The organism is Paenibacillus rhizoryzae (assembly GCF_059686995.1).
In genome coordinates this window covers 21369-37635 of the sequence record NZ_JCAALT010000007.1, presented here as the reverse complement: position 1 = coordinate 37635, position 16267 = coordinate 21369, and the positions used below count along the sequence as shown (strand labels likewise).

The 16267-nt window shown below is 47.7% G+C and carries 16 protein-coding genes and 1 riboswitch; of the genes, 15 read left to right on the top strand and 1 reads right to left on the bottom strand.

The genetic code is table 11. The features are described 5' to 3' along the window. The first annotated feature begins 9 nt into the window (after window positions 1-9). From fahA to AC6ESO_RS20750, 11 genes are all read left to right on the top strand, one after another. Window positions 10-1287 (top strand): fumarylacetoacetase, encoded by a 1278-nt coding sequence (fahA, locus tag AC6ESO_RS20800; RefSeq protein ID WP_497093050.1) that lies wholly within the window; start codon window positions 10-12, stop codon window positions 1285-1287. A 17-nt stretch (window positions 1288-1304) separates the two neighbouring features. Then, complete coding sequence (locus AC6ESO_RS20795) at window positions 1305-3044, top strand: aromatic amino acid hydroxylase (RefSeq protein WP_497093049.1); 1740 nt, start codon at window positions 1305-1307, stop codon at window positions 3042-3044. 134 nt (window positions 3045-3178) lie between these two features. Continuing rightward, window positions 3179-4063: a L,D-transpeptidase family protein gene (locus AC6ESO_RS20790; RefSeq protein WP_497093048.1), complete on the top strand. Its 885-nt coding sequence runs from the start codon at window positions 3179-3181 to the stop codon at window positions 4061-4063. Window positions 4064-4201: 138 nt separating this feature from the next. Further along, window positions 4202-4471 (top strand): hypothetical protein, encoded by a 270-nt coding sequence (locus AC6ESO_RS20785; protein ID WP_497093047.1) that lies wholly within the window; start codon window positions 4202-4204, stop codon window positions 4469-4471. Between the two features lie 24 nt (window positions 4472-4495). Then, window positions 4496-5224 (top strand): membrane protein insertase YidC, encoded by a 729-nt coding sequence (gene yidC / locus AC6ESO_RS20780; protein WP_497093046.1) that lies wholly within the window; start codon window positions 4496-4498, stop codon window positions 5222-5224. A gap of 409 nt (window positions 5225-5633) precedes the next feature. Further along, entirely contained in the window at window positions 5634-6590 is a 957-nt protein-coding gene (gene msrA, locus AC6ESO_RS20775; protein ID WP_497093045.1) for a peptide-methionine (S)-S-oxide reductase MsrA, read from the top strand. A gap of 63 nt (window positions 6591-6653) precedes the next feature. Further along, entirely contained in the window at window positions 6654-8126 is a 1473-nt protein-coding gene (locus tag AC6ESO_RS20770; RefSeq protein ID WP_497093044.1) for a spore germination protein, read from the top strand. Beyond that, window positions 8113-9270: a Ger(x)C family spore germination protein gene (locus AC6ESO_RS20765; protein WP_497093043.1), complete on the top strand. Its 1158-nt coding sequence runs from the start codon at window positions 8113-8115 to the stop codon at window positions 9268-9270. Before AC6ESO_RS20770 ends, AC6ESO_RS20765 begins: the two co-directional genes overlap by 14 nt. Window position 9271: 1 nt before the next feature. Next, entirely contained in the window at window positions 9272-9517 is a 246-nt protein-coding gene (locus AC6ESO_RS20760; protein WP_497093042.1) for a hypothetical protein, read from the top strand. Between the two features lie 2 nt (window positions 9518-9519). Next, window positions 9520-10617, top strand: coding sequence for a GerAB/ArcD/ProY family transporter (locus tag AC6ESO_RS20755; protein WP_497093041.1), 1098 nt, complete (start codon window positions 9520-9522; stop codon window positions 10615-10617). Window positions 10618-10694: 77 nt separating this feature from the next. Further along, window positions 10695-11402 carry a DUF554 domain-containing protein gene (locus tag AC6ESO_RS20750; protein ID WP_497093040.1) on the top strand — a complete coding sequence of 236 codons (708 nt, stop codon included), beginning with the start codon at window positions 10695-10697 and terminating at the stop codon, window positions 11400-11402. Window positions 11403-11468: 66 nt separating this feature from the next. Here AC6ESO_RS20750 and chrS read toward each other — a convergent pair whose 3' ends face one another. Continuing rightward, entirely contained in the window at window positions 11469-11951 is a 483-nt protein-coding gene (gene chrS, locus AC6ESO_RS20745; protein ID WP_497093039.1) for a chromate efflux transcriptional regulator ChrS, read from the bottom strand. Window positions 11952-12171: 220 nt separating this feature from the next. Continuing rightward, window positions 12172-12277: riboswitch (guanidine-I (ykkC/yxkD leader) on the top strand. Window positions 12278-12351: 74 nt separating this feature from the next. On the opposite strand from chrS, the gene AC6ESO_RS20740 reads away from it, so the two are divergent. Genes AC6ESO_RS20740 through AC6ESO_RS20725 form a run of 4 tightly spaced genes read left to right on the top strand, consistent with a single transcriptional unit; the run spans window position 12352 to window position 16236 of the window. After that, entirely contained in the window at window positions 12352-13518 is a 1167-nt protein-coding gene (locus AC6ESO_RS20740) for an amidohydrolase family protein (protein WP_497093038.1), read from the top strand. Between the two features lie 36 nt (window positions 13519-13554). Next, a complete protein-coding gene (locus AC6ESO_RS20735; protein WP_497093037.1) occupies window positions 13555-14319 on the top strand; it encodes an ABC transporter ATP-binding protein in 765 nt (254 codons plus the stop codon). Window positions 14320-14321: 2 nt separating this feature from the next. Beyond that, window positions 14322-15194, top strand: a complete 873-nt coding sequence (locus AC6ESO_RS20730; RefSeq protein WP_497093036.1) for an ABC transporter permease — start codon at window positions 14322-14324, stop codon at window positions 15192-15194. A gap of 58 nt (window positions 15195-15252) precedes the next feature. Then, a complete protein-coding gene (locus AC6ESO_RS20725) occupies window positions 15253-16236 on the top strand; it encodes an ABC transporter substrate-binding protein (RefSeq protein WP_497093035.1) in 984 nt (327 codons plus the stop codon). The last annotated feature ends 31 nt before the right edge of the window (window positions 16237-16267 follow it).

Here is a 16267-nt window from a genome sequence, read left to right as displayed (position 1 = left end):
GATCATCCAATGGCATATTCGTTTATTGACGTTGATGCGAGCTCGCATTTTCCGATACAAAATTTGCCCTATGGCGTGTTCCGCCCGCTTCACGGTGGCGGTCTCCCGCGGATTGGCGTTGCCATTGGGGACGATGTGCTGGATTTAGCGGTGTTAGATGAAGCCGGTTGTTTCAATAACACGCCAGCATCCGGGAAAAGCCTCTTCGCCCAACCTTCGCTCAATGCGTTCATGGCTGCAGGTCGTCAAGCGTGGCGGGAGGTTCGATCGATTATCTCAAGGCTGCTCGATTCAGAAGAACCGACCCTTCGAGATAATCTCAAGCTCCGATCGATGGCATTTCACCGCCAATGCGATGTCGAGATGCTGCTTCCTGCAGAAATCGGCGATTATACCGATTTCTATGCTTCGAGGTCCCATGCCACGAATGTCGGTACGTTGTTTCGGGGCAAGGAGAATGCTTTGATGCCGAATTGGCTGCACCTTCCTGTCGGTTATCATGGCCGGGCAAGCTCGATTGTCGTCAGCGGAACGGATGTTCGCCGACCCTGCGGACAGGTAAAACTGCCAGATTCCGGCGCGCCAATCTTTGGCCCGAGCGGGCAGTTGGATTTTGAATTGGAGATGGGGTGGTTGATTGGAACCGGTAATACGATTGGGGAGCCCATCCCCATTGAAGAAGCCGAAGAGCATCTATTCGGTGCTGTACTCGTCAACGATTGGAGTGCACGGGACATCCAAGCCTGGGAGTATCAACCGCTTGGTCCGTTTCTCGGAAAAAGCTTCGCGACCTCCATCTCTCCTTGGGTTGTTCCTTTTGAAGCACTCGCGCCATTTCGAATACCAGCTATGAGACAAGAGCCTGACCCGCTTCCTTATTTGCAGCAGTGCCATATGACTTCCTACGATATCCTGTTAGAGGTATATTGGCAAAGCGATGCACAAGTCAAGCAAGAACGAATTACCTCCAGCAATTATAGCAATCTGTATTGGACGATTGAGCAGCAGCTCGCGCATCACACGGTTGGCGGATGTAATTTGCGAACCGGCGATTTGCTCGCTTCCGGCACAATCAGCGGTTCCGCGAAGGAATCCCGGGGCTGCATGCTAGAGCTAACCTGGCGAGGGACGGAACCCCTTCAGCTGATCAATGGCAAAGAGCAGCGAACTTGGCTTGCCGATGGCGATCGTATTACGATGACCGGCTGGTGCCAGGGCAATGGCTATAAAGTAGGTTTCGGAAAAGTAACAGGGAAGGTATTACCGGCAACCAGAACACGCAAATAGCAGAGGGAGTGGAAGACATGAGAATGATTCCGCCTCATTTGTCTCCTTATATATCCGAGCAGAACTACGATCAATACACGCCTATTGATCATGCTGTATGGCGTTATGTGATGCGTCAGAACCACCATGCGTTGCGAGATACTGCTCATGCAGCATTTGTAAGCGGACTGCTGCAGTCCGGTATTCAGAAGGAGAGCATCCCCCGCGTATCCGAGATGAACGCATGTCTTGCCCAAATCGGATGGGGTGCCGTAATCGTGAATGGCCTCATTCCCGGTGCTGTCTTTTATGAGCTGCTGGCGAATGGGATTTTGCCGATTGCAGCGGAAATCCGGAAATTATCGAACATCGAATACACGCCAGCGCCTGATATTATCCACGAGGCTGCCGGCCATGCGCCGATTTTGTTTGATCCCGAATACAGGTCCTACGTGCAAGCGATTGGCTCTATCGGTACGAAAGCCTTTTCCATGAAAGAGAGAGGCGAGGCTTTCGAGGCGCTGCGCTTACTAACGATCGTCATGGAGGATCCGAAATCAACCGAAGAAGAGAAGGCTGCTGCGCAGAAGCAGGTAGAGGAGAAACAGAAGGCTATTACGGAATTAACGGAAGCAGAGAAAGTGTCCCGTCTATTCTGGGCAACCGTCGAATACGGCCTGATCGGGGAGCTGGATGATCCGAAAATATACGGGGCCGGTCTGCTGTCTTCCGTTGGCGAAAGCAAACATTGCTTCACAGACGCGGTAAAGAAATTGCCTTATTCCGTTGACGCTTGCGTCGCCAGCCCCAAAGTCGTAACGGAGATGCAATCACGCCTCTTCGTTTGCCATAGCTTCGAGCAATTATTAGAAGGCGTGGAATCCTTGGCCAGCACCATGGCATTTCGCGTAGGCGGAACGGAAAGCTTGGAGAAAGCGCTGCGTTCGCGCCATGTTGCCACGATTGCGTTTAATTCCGGCCTCTGTGTCACTGGGATGATCCATAGCATCGAGAAAGATAGCAATGGCGAAGCCATCTATGTAAACACGACTGGAGAAACTGCGTTGTCGGTTAACCATCAGCAATTAAGCGGTCATGGCAAGGACTATCATGCCAAAGGATACGGTACTCCAATCGGCACATTGCAAGGCGGAATAGCCTTAGAAGAATGCGATGATCAAGCGCTAAACGGGTTAGGCGTTGTCCTTGGAAGTCAAACGGAGCTGGTGTTCATCAGCGGGATATGCGTTTCCGGTCGAATCAAGAGCATCCTCAAAAACGATAAACATGTGATTCTGTTATCCTTCGAGGACTGCACGGTCACTTTACAGGGTAAGGCGCTATTTAAGAAAGAATGGGGCACTTACGATATGGCCGTGGGATCTCGTATCGTTTCTGCGTATCCCGGTGCCGCTGATCCAGCTGCCTACTATCTTGCACCGGTTCAGCCACCTAATGAAGAAGAGATAAAACCGAACCATGATGCCCCTGCTTCTCTTAATCAATTGGAGATTCTTTATCAACAAGTAGCGGCAATAAGGGAGACGAACAGCTTCACAGCCGAATCTCTTCAGGCGCTGACTGAGATCCATAACAAGCTCATCCAAACCTATCCGAACGATTGGTTATTACGATTGGAAGTACTTGAATTAGCAGCTGCCAACCATGAACTATTACCACTGGAGCTCCCGCTCCATGAAGAATTACTTGAGCTTAGCAAGGTGGCTTCCATTCGCAATCTCATTCTAAATGGTTTAGCTATATTAAAGATCCACTAAAGTTTAGAAAATGGAGTGGTGCCAAGATATCCCCATTCATACATTGATATGTATATCAATAGTTGAATAGGGGGCTAGTACTCCTATTCAATGTTGAATGAGAATTCAAGTGTTGAATGGGGAGGGTGTCTGTCTTGAGTCGGAGTAGGTTGAGAATCGTTGTCCTAACTTTCTTCGTTTCGCTGCTGCTACTGCATGTTTTCCCACTTGCCGGAGCAAGTGCTGAAGCGAGTAATAACCAATTGATTGTCATCAATAAAAGTACCAATAAATTGGCATATTTTAATAATGGTGAGCTTATTAAGACCTTCTCCGTTGCGACAGGCAGAACAAATACCTTAACGCCGGAAGGAAGCTTCAAAATTGTCAATAAAATTAAGAATAGACCGTATTACAAAGAGAAGATTCCCGGAGGCGACCCTCGGAACCCGCTTGGCGATCGTTGGTTAGGCTTGGAGGTCGATGGAACGGAAGGCACGACGTACGCGATTCACGGCAATAATAATAGCAAATCAATTGGCAAATACGTAAGCGCAGGCTGCATTCGGATGAAGAACGATGAAATTCACTGGTTGTTTCCACAAATCGAAATCGGAACGCTCGTGATCATAACGACGTCTGACCATACATTAACTGAAATTGCCGAGGCCCATGATTATCCGGTTTTGAAGAATTATGAGGGTAAGCTGTTCGTAAACGGAGAAACGAAGGAATTGGAAGATGCTTTGTTCTTTGCCGATTCTCGCGTATTTATTCCGATGCGAGAAGTGTTTGAACTCTTAGGCGCTGAGGTGAAATGGGATGAAGCAACGAAGACGGTAACAGCCGTCATCGGGGATCGCACCCTTACCCATACGATTCGCTCTACAACCGTTGATGTGAATGGAGAACCCGTAACGATTACCGCATCGAAGCTGGTAGCGCATAAGGTACTGCTGCCACTGCGTAATATATCGGAACTGATCGGGTATACAGTGGAGTGGGATAGCAAAACAAAAGAAATTCGAATCAGCAAGTAATATAGAAAACGTGCAAACCCTGATTCAGCAGTGGGGATGCACGTTTTTTATTTTGCATCCGTCTCACGACCGATTCGCTGCGCACCGGAATCCATTACACTATACGAATATGATTTGAACGGAAAGGGGGGGATATCATTGTTCGAGCTTCATGATGCGCTTCTGTATGCAATGTCGATTTGCACTTTAGTTTCACTGGCTTACTTATGCTTCGTCTGGATTCCGACAGCCGCAGATGATCCGAGATGGACGAGAATCCGTCAAGCGGATCTGCCGCTTTCCTTGCTGAAGAAACCGCCGGGTGTCGTCCTAACGCGGAAACAGCGGCTAACGCGGCATACGAAACGCAAAGAAGCGCCTGATGATGATTCATCCCCGTGCACGACCCTGTTGATTGCTGCAGCATAACAACAACAGGGAGGATTATTAATTATGTTAAATATGTACGCTCAAGTCGGGTTTTTTCATCAATATTTTGTATCGCCGTTCTCTTGGATGATCGATCACTTTGCAGGATGGTTCGGGGGCAGCTTCGGTCTGGCCGTTATTGCGATCACAGTAATCGTAAGGCTGGCGCTAATGCCGTTTATGATTAATCAATATAAACAGCAACAGAAGATGAGACGCAAGATGACGGCCATGCAGCCTGAGCTTGATGCGATTAAACAGAAATACGCCAATAACAAAGATGCGGAGAAGCAGCGTAAGCAAACGGAAGAAACGATGGCCGTTTACAGCAAACATGGGTACAACCCTCTGAACATAGGCTGTCTGCCGATGCTGCTTCAAATCCCCATCTTATCCGGCATGTATTACGCCATTCGGTCAAACCCAGAGCTTGCCCATCATACGTTTCTGTGGTTTCAACTAGGGAAACCGGATGTTATCCTTCCATTCCTGGCAGCTGGTGTTTACTTGGCTCAAGCTCTGATTGCGCGAAGTGCGGCACCTCAGATGAACGCCGCTAAAGGGATGGGCTGGATCGTGTATCTATCCCCGGTCATGATGGGCATATTCTCGTTCTCTGCGCCGGCAGCGATGCCGCTTTACTGGTGCATCGGCGGGTTGATCATCATCCTGCAGACGCTCATATCCAAATGGATGTATCCAATGGAGGAGACATCCGCTCTTCCTGCTAAGACGAAGACAGCCCAATCTTAAACCAACACAGAACCGAGTGGATCATGGATCCCTCGGTTCACTTTTATTTTATGGCATTAATCCAATTGATTTCATCTCGTAAAAGAGAGATAATGCATAAGGTCATCCAACAATGATCAAAATCAATTCAAAGGAGTCTCACATGACACCCATTCTACTCATACCCGTCGCAATTATGATTCCGGTCATCCTGTTTATAGTCTTCATCATTATATATAACCAGCGGCAAAAGGGAGATAAAGCAGACTAGTCGACCGATTCAAATCATTGTAGCTAATATAACGACTGCTTCTCGGCATTGTGCCGGGGAGCAGTCGTTTTCATTACAAGGCAGAGGGAGAGTGCTGGTGTTACTGCTTTAAATATTCGATAATAATGGAACAATGAATTGATTGGCGGTGTAAGCTTGATGGAAAATTCTAAACGTAAGACCGAGCTCGCGACCTTTGCAGGCGGCTGCTTCTGGTGTATGGTGCAGCCTTTCGACACGCTCCCCGGGATTGAATCTGTCATTTCCGGATATACCGGCGGTCATACCGTAAATCCGACCTATCAAGAAGTCGGTACGGAAACGACGGGCCATGCTGAATCCGTTCAGATTACGTTTCAACCGGATTTGTTTCCTTATGAGCGGCTGCTCGATATCTACTGGCAGTTGATCGATCCCACGGATCGCGGTGGTCAATTCGGTGACCGCGGGTCATCTTACCGAAGCGCGATATTCGTACATAATGAGGACCAGCGGGTGAAGGCGGAAGCCTCCAAAGAAGCCCTGAAGAAGAGCAAACGCTTCAAGAAGCCGATTGTGACGGAGATTGTACCCGCAGTACAATTCTATCCTGCAGAAGATGAGCATCAGGATTACTACAATACCCATCGTCGAAACTATAATTTGTATCATGATAGCTCTGGGCGGGATGAATTCGCCGAACGCAGCTGGAATACGAAGCAAGATAAAGAACGGCTACGCCGTGAGTTAACAGATCTGCAATATCAGGTTACACAGAATAGAGAGTCAGAACCCGCATTTCAGAACGAATTCTGGAATAACGAACGAGAGGGTCTTTATGTCGATGTCATTAATGGGGATCCGCTGTTCAGCTCCAGGGACAAATACGATGCAGGAACAGGGTGGCCTACCTTTTCAAAGCCTATAGAGGAAGGCTGGATCCGCAAAGAATCCGATCTGAGAAACGGTCACGTCCGTACGGCGCTGCGCAGTCGATTATCCAAATCACATCTGGGTCACTTAGTCCAAGACAGCGCTAAACCTCAATATCGCATCCAATCCGCTTCCATGCGCTTTATTCCGGTTGAACAATTGGAGGAGGAAGGCTACGGCCGCTATATGCGGCATTTTGCATAAATCTGGGTATTCAGGCGAATACTTTCCTTGATCCTATTCTATTGCTGGTCATGGAGAACAGAAATGATAATCAATCCTTCCGTTGAACATAACATGCTTCTATTGGAGCAAATGTACGAAGATAACAACTACTTCAGCTACCAGAACTTCGATTCGAAACAAGGAAAACGACTGGCTGCGGTTGCCTATTTAAGTGTGATTATCAATCAGCAAACCTTGAACAAGCAGTTCGTAAGGAAGATCAATGAGGATATCCAAGCTCATGAGAATCCTACGGCCGAGACGATTCTGGAATCGATTCGTTCGTTAGGCATCGTCACCGAAATTCCTGTCATGGACAATGTTACGGAGATGATCGCTGACGCCGGAATCGTCGTTTTCATCGAAGGTTTAACGGTTTGTTATGGGATTGGGATACCTGGGTATGAGACGCGCGCAGTCGATCAAACAACCACGGAAATCAATGTGCGCGGGCCTCGCGAAGCGTTCACCGAGGATCTGCGGGTAAATATGGGGCTCGTCTATCGCAGAATGAAGACCACCAAATTGAAATCCAAGCTCTTTATTATCGGACGCGAAAGCCAGACGAAAGTTATGATCCTATATCTCGATGATCAGGTCGATGCTTCCGTTCTTAGCGAAGTAGAAGAGAGAATGGACTCGGTTAAGCTGAATACCGTCGTAGACAGCGCTCAAATTGAAGAATGGATTCAAGACAGTCCCTATTCTCCGTTCCCCCAAATCATGAATACGGAACGGCCGGACCGTGTCGTCACGGCTTTAAATCTTGGTAAAGTGATTATTTTCACAGATGGCAGCCCAAATGCACTTATCGCACCATCCACGTTTACGGATTTTTTGCACCCAAGTGAGGACCTCTACGAAAAATTTTATTTTGCCAATTTTCTTCGTGCATTACGTATGCTTACTCTGTTTGTTTCTCTCTGTGGACCTTCGCTATATATTGCGCTGACGACATTCCATCTGGAGATGATTCCGACTCCTCTCATGCTCACGTTTCTATCCACTAAAGCGGGTATCCCGTTCCCGACATTTCTTGAGGCCCTCATTATGGAGGTAGCTTTCGAGATTTTAAGAGAAGCAAGCATCAGACTGCCTCGAACGGTTGGTCAATCGGTTAGCATCGTCGGTGCACTGATTATCGGTGAAGCTGCTGTACAATCCGGTATCATCTCCAGGCCGATGGTTATTGTCGTCGCGATGACGGGCATAGCTTCCTTTACTATTCCGGCATTCAACACCGCAATTACACTACGCTTGCTGCGTTTTCCACTGATTTTCATTGCGGCATGGACAGGTGTACTCGGCTTGGCGCTTGGGATGTTTGCTATTGTCTTGCATTTATGTTCCTTGCGGTCATTCGGGAAACTGTATTTGCCTACGTTTAATTCGCACCGCTGGAAGGACGTAACCGAGCATTATCTGCTGCTCCCGATTAAGCACCGAAGGCAGTCCAAGAATGATGCCTCATTTGCAGCCATGGAAGGGCAGGTTAGGGAACATGAGGACCATTAAACGTCTCTTGCTGGTTTTAATTCCCTTGACCCTACTTGCCGGCTGCTCACCTGATGTGCGAGAAATAAACAGTATCTCGCTCGTCATGATTACAGGAGTCGATTACGATGTGCATTCCAAGAAATTTATCATCACTTTGTATTGCAATCACACGCCATCGGCCAGTAAGGATCGGCCGGAGAGAACATTGGAGTGGGTAGCGAGTTCATCCGGAGATTCGATACTAGATGCTGCGCGGAATATAAGAAGTCGTGCCGGGAAACAGTTGATCTGGCAGCATGACAAATTTTTCATAGTGGGGGAAAGCGCAGCCAGGCATAAGCTTTATGAGATTATTGATTATTTCAATCGTTCCCGCGAAATTCGGATGTCCGGCTACTTGGCTATCAGCAAAGGGAAAGCATCGGACATGCTTAATGTGAAATCAGAAACCGGGGACTTAATCACGAATGAAGTTGAAGGGAAAGTTAGAAACGAGCGTCTATGGGGGAAGAGCATCAACATTCAGCTTAAGGATATCGTCAATTATTATACAGACCCTTACCGAGGGTTTGTTTTAGGGAAAATGAGTATTTCAAAGCCAATCAACAGTGATCGAGAGGTAATGTTTTTAAGTGGCGGATCAGTCGTAAACAAAGGTAAGCTAGTAGGCTGGATGAATGCCGATGACGTGCTGAGCGTTCATATGCTGATGGCAAAGAAGAAATGGAGATACCTTGAATTTGTTCAATCCGTTCCATTTAAAGACACGAAGGTATCGCTGATGATGAAGATACTAAAAAGTAAAATACATTACCATGCCATCAACGGAAAACCGGCATTAAGCATCGATGTGAAATTAAAAGGCACTTTAATCGATACGAGCGGTCGCCTGAATTTAACGGCTAACAACGCGCTGGAACAGCTGGAACATGCCGCAGAGGCAACAATTAAGCAGCAGCTCACTGTAAGCTTAACCCACTTTCAGCGTGATATGAAAGTAGATGTGCTTGGCTTCTCCGATTACCTTAGGCAGTATCACCCGAATGTATGGAAGAGAACGAAACAAAATTGGACAGACGCGTATCCCGCATTACCTGTAACGATTAATGTCTACGCCAGTATCCCGAATCTCGGAATGAGCCAAGTCTTAGGAGGGCCATGAAATGCTAATCTTTACGATCCTTATGCTTTTCTTCGTTTACGTGATTACCGTTTACGTTAAGCTGTGGAAGCAAAGGAATAGAAAAGATGCCATCGCGCTGTTGCTCTTAAGTCTGTTTATTACCTGTTACTTCATTCCGGTGATTGAGGATTGGATGCCAACCTCTGAAGCGATTAATACCTATTTGTATAAGCCTATTTCCGTGTACGTGAAAGCTGTGATGAATGTTCAATTGGGGGTCGATTAAGTGTGAAGCAGGAGAAAATATCGAGTTTCCAACTGGGCTGCCTCTGTTTTGCGTTTATGTCGGGATTTTCGACGCTATATTTATTGGAAGCCAAATGTCTTACTCAGGATGTATGGGTCTCGAATACGCTGGCTACGATCTCAATCATTCTTACGTTAGTCATGACGTCCTACATACAGAAACAATTCCCGCAGCTCAACATGGCTGATATTATCCTCCTTCTGTTAGGGAAGTGGATTGGAAAGCTGATTCTGGTGGTTTTTCTAATCGACTTGATTGGACTTGGTGTGTTATCGGTTCGATCGATAGCACTCTTCTATACAAGTGCAATCCTGCCCAACACCTCACCTAATTTGATTATCCTCATTGTGTTAATCGTGACGGTATATGCCGTTTCTCTTGGGATCGGCACCATCGTACGGAGCGTTCTTGTCATCCTTCCGTTCTTCATCGTTTCAATTGTGGTGATCTGCATCTTTATATACCGGGAGGTGGAATATAATCCTTTTCTGCCTCAATTTCAACATCCTTTATCCATGTACATATACGGATCGATGGTTTCCTTCGGATTTCCTTTTGGAAAATCGGGTTTAATGGCTTTTCTTTATTCCGATGTGAACAATCCCAAGAAAGTACTGCTAAGCTGCAGTGTAGGCGTCATATTCTCCTGCCTATATCTATTAACGGCAACGTATATTGCATTCGGCTGTTTAGGTGTGATGATGTTCCAGACGGCATCGTTCCCATTCTTCTCGGCGATTCAGTTAGTGAAATTCGGAGAGTACATCGAACGGATTGAGATCCTGATTATCGGCATTTGGACGATTTTCACGTTATTTGAGATTATCATTGTTCAGTATGTGTTTGTGAACATATTAAAAAAAGTGGTCGGGCTCAAAAATCCAAAGTTCTTCATTGTGCCGGTTGGAGCCTTATTCTTCGCAATCGCCATAAAAAGCTTTCTACTCCCGACGGATTTAATTTCATATGACGTTAACATTCTGCCATTCACGATCATCCTGCCGGTTGTACTCGTTCCCATCGCGCTCCTCATATTAACGTGGCTGAAGATGCGAAGGTCAGGAGTGCGGCCGGTATAATCCATAACAATCTCGATGCCAGCAAAGTTTAAAAATGGTACGATAGGAGGGAAGTGAAGATAAAGGGGTAGAATCGTGTGGTATTAACAGGGGCGGTCGTAAACGCGGCTGCTATTATTGGCGGAGGTACACTTGGCATAGTATTGCCTCGCGTCAAAGAAGAGATGAAGAAAACGGTCATGGCAGGCATGGGGATGCTCGTGCTTGTTCTGGGGATCGGGATGGCGCTGAAGTCCGACAATTTTGTACTCGTTGCATTCAGTTTGGCAATCGGCGCTGTTCTAGGCGAGCTGCTGAACATAGAAGGCAGACTGCAGAAGGCCGGAGATCAACTGCAGAAGCTGGTAGCGCGAAACAAACCAAGCAATGTTGCGGAGGGGTTTGTCACAACGACGCTCGTATTTTGTATAGGTGCAATGGCTGTGCTTGGCTCATTGGAGAGTGGCTTGCATGATAATCATGACATTCTATACACGAAATCGATTCTGGATGGTTTTCTGGCGCTGCTCTTCGCATCAACGCTGGGTGTAGGCGTGTTATTCTCGGCGGTTCCCATCTTGTTGTACGAAGGAGCGCTGACGCTGCTTTCGTCGGTGATCACAGCATGGATGGGCGATCAAGTTTTGGATGCGATCGTAGTGGAAATTACTTCAATCGGCGGAATATTAATTATGGGCATTGGCATTAATATCTTAAATATCATGCGGATCAAAGTCGCAAACATGCTCCCCGCAATTGTGATCGGTGCTTGTATGGTACCGATATTGAAGTGGCTGGCGATATAAGAAGGGAATCCGGAAACAAGAAGAAGCAAGCATCCTGAATAGGGTGCTTGCTTCTTCTTGTTTCTCCTACAATTTCATGCCAAACCGGCTCTTATAACGTTTCATTAGCAACTGGCAATCTACGCTCACGACGCCTTTCATGGCATACAGTTTCTCGACCAAAAAGGATTCCATGAATTGAATGTTGGGAAAGATCGCATGCATATGCAGCTTGCTCGGCCCGGTCATGTGATACAAACTCGTGACCTCGTCGACAGTTGCGAGTTTCTCCGATATCTCCTGCAGATGAGACGGTTCAACATCCACGTTGAAGAAAGCGGACACATGGATGCCGATCTTAGCCGGATTAATAACGGCCGTGAATCGTTCGATTACGCCATTCTCGAGTAAAGCACTGATCCGTGCTTGTACGGCTACTCGTGATAAACCGATCTCCTTTCCGATATCCGTGTAAGATATCCTCGCATTATCATGAAGGAATTGAATGATTTTGCGATCAATCTCATCGAGAGGGTATTCCGCCCATTCCTTCTTTTCGTAATTTTCCATGCTCGTCCTCCTGACTTTGATATACAATTCGCGTTATTATATCGATTAAAACTGCGTTACGTAAGTATATTGTCATCATATACTAACCAATAGAATTTTCAAGCGTCATTTTCACGTCGGTATGATCATTTTATGGTTGCATAAATGCTTTTTGTTTGTTATGTTATATGCATGTTAATAAACATAACGCGAACAACGAAGTTGACCTCAACAATAGAATAGGAATGACATCTAGGGTTCCACAATGTCCACTTTGCATTGGTTCGGTCCAAGAGATGTCACACGGCAAGCTGCCGTGCACACGGAGGGATAAAAGCCCGGGAGGTATCTGATCAGATATTTGTCGGGCTTTTTTTGTTGTCCTATAACAGGTGATGAACCATGGCAGGAGGCGAAAACAGTGGGGCAGTGGCTAAGTAATGTAACCGTGAATGAGGGCAAACACCACGTTTACATCAATCAAGGAAGAATAGCTGACATCATTCCTAAACATCAGCCGATTCCGGATCATGCGATTAGTTGGGATGCCCATAACCTGCTCATGCTTCCGACGCTGGAAGATTATCATGTGCATCTGGATAAACAGTTCCCATCGGATCGCTGGATATCCCGAAGAAGAGTCGCTGCGATTCTCGATCAGTTTCAACTGGAGAAGGAGCTTCTGGCTCCACACCACGCAAACTTGAAGGAACGCGCTAAACAAACGCTGGATCAAATGTTGGCGTATGGCACGACACGCGCAAGAGTTCATGTCGATATCGATCCTGACATCGGGCTACGTCATTTGGAAACGATTGTTCAGCTGCAAGAGGCGTATAGAGGTTTGGTGGATTTTGAAATCGCAGCTTTCCCGCAGCAAGGATTGCTTCGCTCCAACTCGATCCCGCTTCTGAAGCAAGCTCTTCGAGAAGGAGCCGCCATCGTTGGATGTGTCGATCCAGCCGGTGTGGATCGCCATATCGAGGCTTGCTTGGATGCCGTGTTTGATATGAGTGTGGCATTTGGCGCAGGCGTTGACATTCATTTGCATGATCCGGGTCATCTTGGCCTCTATACCATTGAACGCATAGCAGACTATACGGAGCAAACGAGTAAGCAAGGTAAAGTCGCCGTAAGCCACGCTTATTGCTTAGGAGAAATTGATGAACGCTCCTCTGCAGAGATCGCCCATCGCCTTGCGGAGCAGAACATGACGATCATTACAAGTGTCCCGATTGATTCCGCAATGCCCAGAGTGGATCAGCTTACAGCACTTGGCGTGAACGTTAAACTGGGCACAGACCATACGGGACTGGATGCTTGGACGCCTTTCGGAAGCCCTGATTTATTGGCAAGGGGCAGAAGGCTTGGGGAGAAATTCATTTGGAATGACGATGAGCGATTGCGCGCAGTGTATCCCTATTTAACCTCGGCTCCGCTGGACATGTATAAAGGAGCTCCAGCAGATTTTATTCTCGTGCAAGCACTGAATCCCGAGCACGCGATTGCCGCAGCGCCGGAGAGAGAAATCGTTGCTGTCCATGGGAAGGTCGTTGCAGGGAAGCTGTTTGAACGTGCATGGAAATGAACGATTGAGAAGACGAGAGACGAGAGGGGAATGGCGATGATTGCAGAGAAGGCCATACATATCAGCAACGTCTCGAAGCGATATGGAACCGGTACGCTGGCGCTGCGGGAAGTGGATTTGGATATTGGCGAAGGTGAGTTTGTTTCACTCGTAGGTCCGTCAGGCTGCGGCAAGTCAACTCTGCTGCGCATTATGGCCGGTTTGGGCGAAGCAACCGAAGGCGTTGTGTCCGTGCTCGGACAGCCTTCACAGCAATTAATGAAAACAAGCGGTCAGCTGGGATTCGTATTCCAAGAAGCCAACCTGATGCCCTGGCGGACGGTAGTGGAAAATGTAGAATTGCCGTTAGAGCTTCGCGGAGTAGGTAAGAAGGAAAGGCGCGAAGAGGTCGATCGCGTGCTTAGACTCGTGAGATTAGAGAGCTTCCGCGATTCTTATCCCAAGGCACTGTCCGGGGGCATGAAAATGCGGGTGTCGATTGCTCGCTCACTCGTATCGAATCCCAAGATCTTGTTCATGGATGAACCCTTCGGTGCGCTGGACGAGATGACGCGGCATCATCTGCACCAGGAGCTGCTTGAGATTTGGCGGCAATCGAAGCTTACCGTTGTTTTCGTTACCCATAACGTATTCGAGGCGGTCTACTTATCCAGCAAAGTCGTCATCATGAAGTCGTATCCGGGCCAGATTAGCAGCACAATCGATGTCCCTGCACCCTATCCGAGGGACGACGAGTTTCAAGCTTCGGCGACATTCGGTCAGTTGGTGGATCAAGTATCGAAAGCTTTAAAGGGGGGCTAGACATGAATGATATTTTGAACATTGAAGTAAGCGCAAGCGCAGCACCTGCAGCAGAGAAGAAGCAAGCTGCCGCTCACAAGCCAAGCAAAGCGAAGCAACTCATTCCGATTGCTGCTCCGCCTCTCATTCTAATGCTGGCGATTCTGGTGATATGGCAGCTCATCACGGTGATCTTTGATCTTCCCAGATACATTCTTCCTTCACCGACGGCAATTGGGAAAGCAGCATCGGAGAGAGGGAGTGACCTGCTCCGCTCCGCATGGAATACTTCATTATCCGCATTCTTCGGTTTTCTGCTCAGCATCGTCATCGGTAATCTAACCGCGCTGCTAATGACGGCATCCAAATGGGTACAGCGAAGCTTGTCTCCTTACGCGATTGTCCTGCAGACGATTCCTGTCGTAGCCGTAGCCCCCTTGATCGTGATTTGGTTCGGGACCGGCATGAATTCCATCATCATCATTTCGTTTATCGTAGCGGTATTCCCCATCATCTCGAATAGCAATCTGGGCTTGAACGCGACGGATCACAACCTGGTGAATCTCATGCGCATGTACAACGGAACCGGCTGGAAAATGATGTGGAAGCTTCGTATTCCCTATGCGATGCCCTACATATTAGGCGGGATGAAAATTTCCTGCGGACTCGCGGTAATCGGCGCTATAATCGGCGAATTTGTAGCCGGAATTGGCGGTGCCAAAGGAGGGCTGGGCATCGCGATTACCTCGGCAGCCGTGCAAATGCAGACGCCTTACTTATTTGCTTGCGCCATTACGGCATCCGTGCTCGGCATGATCTTCTTCGCAGCCACCTCGATTTTATCCCATTATGTGCTTAGAAATTGGCACGAATCCGCATCTCAAACGGAGAACTGACGGGTACCGGTGGTTTCAACGATTCACCAAATATAGAAAATGGATGGGGAGATTGAGGATGAAGATGATGAAGAAAACGAAATGGGTAGCAAGTACGACAATTTTGGCTGGACTACTAACCGCTTGCAGTTCAAATTCGGGGTCATCTGACGAACCGGTAAAAATTACACAAACGATGAGCTGGTTCGCACAGCCGGAGATGGGCGGACACTATGCCGCGGTAGCCGGCAAAATTTATGAGGATGCCGGATTGGATGTTACGTTGCAGCAAGGCGGACCACAAGTGTCGAACGTGCAACTGCTCGCTTCCGGCAAAGTACAATTTGCGATGGCCAATGCGGATGAAGTCGTGCTTGCCCGTAACGAGGGTATCCCGATCGTGACGATATTCGCCAACCTCCAAACCAATCCGCAAAACCTGATCTTTCACAAAGACTCCGGCATTACGAAAATTGAAGACTTGAACGGTCGCAAAGTGTATACGGCTACCGGGTTCCCGTTCTGGCAGTACCTCAGCTACAAATATAAATTGGATAAGGTGCAGGTTCAGAATTACACGGGTTCATTGGCGGGCTTCTCCGCGGATAAGGATTCCGTCACGCAAGGCTTTGCTACCAATGAGCCATATGTGCTCAAGGGAGAAGGCATCGACGTCGATTGGTTCCTGAACGCGGATTTGGGCTACAATCCGTACGGGAATGTCGTGATCACGACGGAAGATATGATTAAGAATCATCCGGATACCGTCAAAAAATACTTAAAAGCGACTGTTGAAGGATGGGATTACTACTACTCGCATGGCGATGAAGTTAATAAACTGATTAATGAAACAAACAAGGACTATTCACTCGATCATCTGAAGAGCTCGCAAGAAATAACGAAGGATTTTGTTTTTGGCGGCGACGCAGCGACACACGGACTCGGCTACATGTCGGAGGAGCGCTGGAAGACGCTTGTTGATGAGATGAAGGAAGCCGGCATGATCAAGAAGGATATTCCGACAAGTGAGCTCTATACGAATGATTTTCTGCCTGAGAAATAGAAGGAACACGTGTTGAACGGGGATCCCCTTG

What these genes read in the sequence shown, in the direction of transcription:
- fahA (WP_497093050.1), top strand. Translation starts at nt 10, where the DNA reads ATGGCATATTCGTTTATTGACGTTGATGCGAGCTCGCATTTTCCGATA.
- AC6ESO_RS20795 (WP_497093049.1), top strand. Translation starts at nt 1,305, where the DNA reads ATGAGAATGATTCCGCCTCATTTGTCTCCTTATATATCCGAGCAGAAC.
- yidC (WP_497093046.1), top strand. Translation starts at nt 4,496, where the DNA reads ATGTTAAATATGTACGCTCAAGTCGGGTTTTTTCATCAATATTTTGTA.
- msrA (WP_497093045.1), top strand. Translation starts at nt 5,634, where the DNA reads ATGGAAAATTCTAAACGTAAGACCGAGCTCGCGACCTTTGCAGGCGGC.
- AC6ESO_RS20770 (WP_497093044.1), top strand. Translation starts at nt 6,654, where the DNA reads ATGATAATCAATCCTTCCGTTGAACATAACATGCTTCTATTGGAGCAA.
- AC6ESO_RS20765 (WP_497093043.1), top strand. Translation starts at nt 8,113, where the DNA reads ATGAGGACCATTAAACGTCTCTTGCTGGTTTTAATTCCCTTGACCCTA.
- AC6ESO_RS20760 (WP_497093042.1), top strand. Translation starts at nt 9,272, where the DNA reads ATGCTAATCTTTACGATCCTTATGCTTTTCTTCGTTTACGTGATTACC.
- chrS (WP_497093039.1), bottom strand. Translation starts at nt 11,951, where the DNA reads ATGGAAAATTACGAAAAGAAGGAATGGGCGGAATACCCTCTCGATGAG.
- AC6ESO_RS20735 (WP_497093037.1), top strand. Translation starts at nt 13,555, where the DNA reads ATGATTGCAGAGAAGGCCATACATATCAGCAACGTCTCGAAGCGATAT.
- AC6ESO_RS20730 (WP_497093036.1), top strand. Translation starts at nt 14,322, where the DNA reads ATGAATGATATTTTGAACATTGAAGTAAGCGCAAGCGCAGCACCTGCA.
- AC6ESO_RS20725 (WP_497093035.1), top strand. Translation starts at nt 15,253, where the DNA reads ATGAAGATGATGAAGAAAACGAAATGGGTAGCAAGTACGACAATTTTG.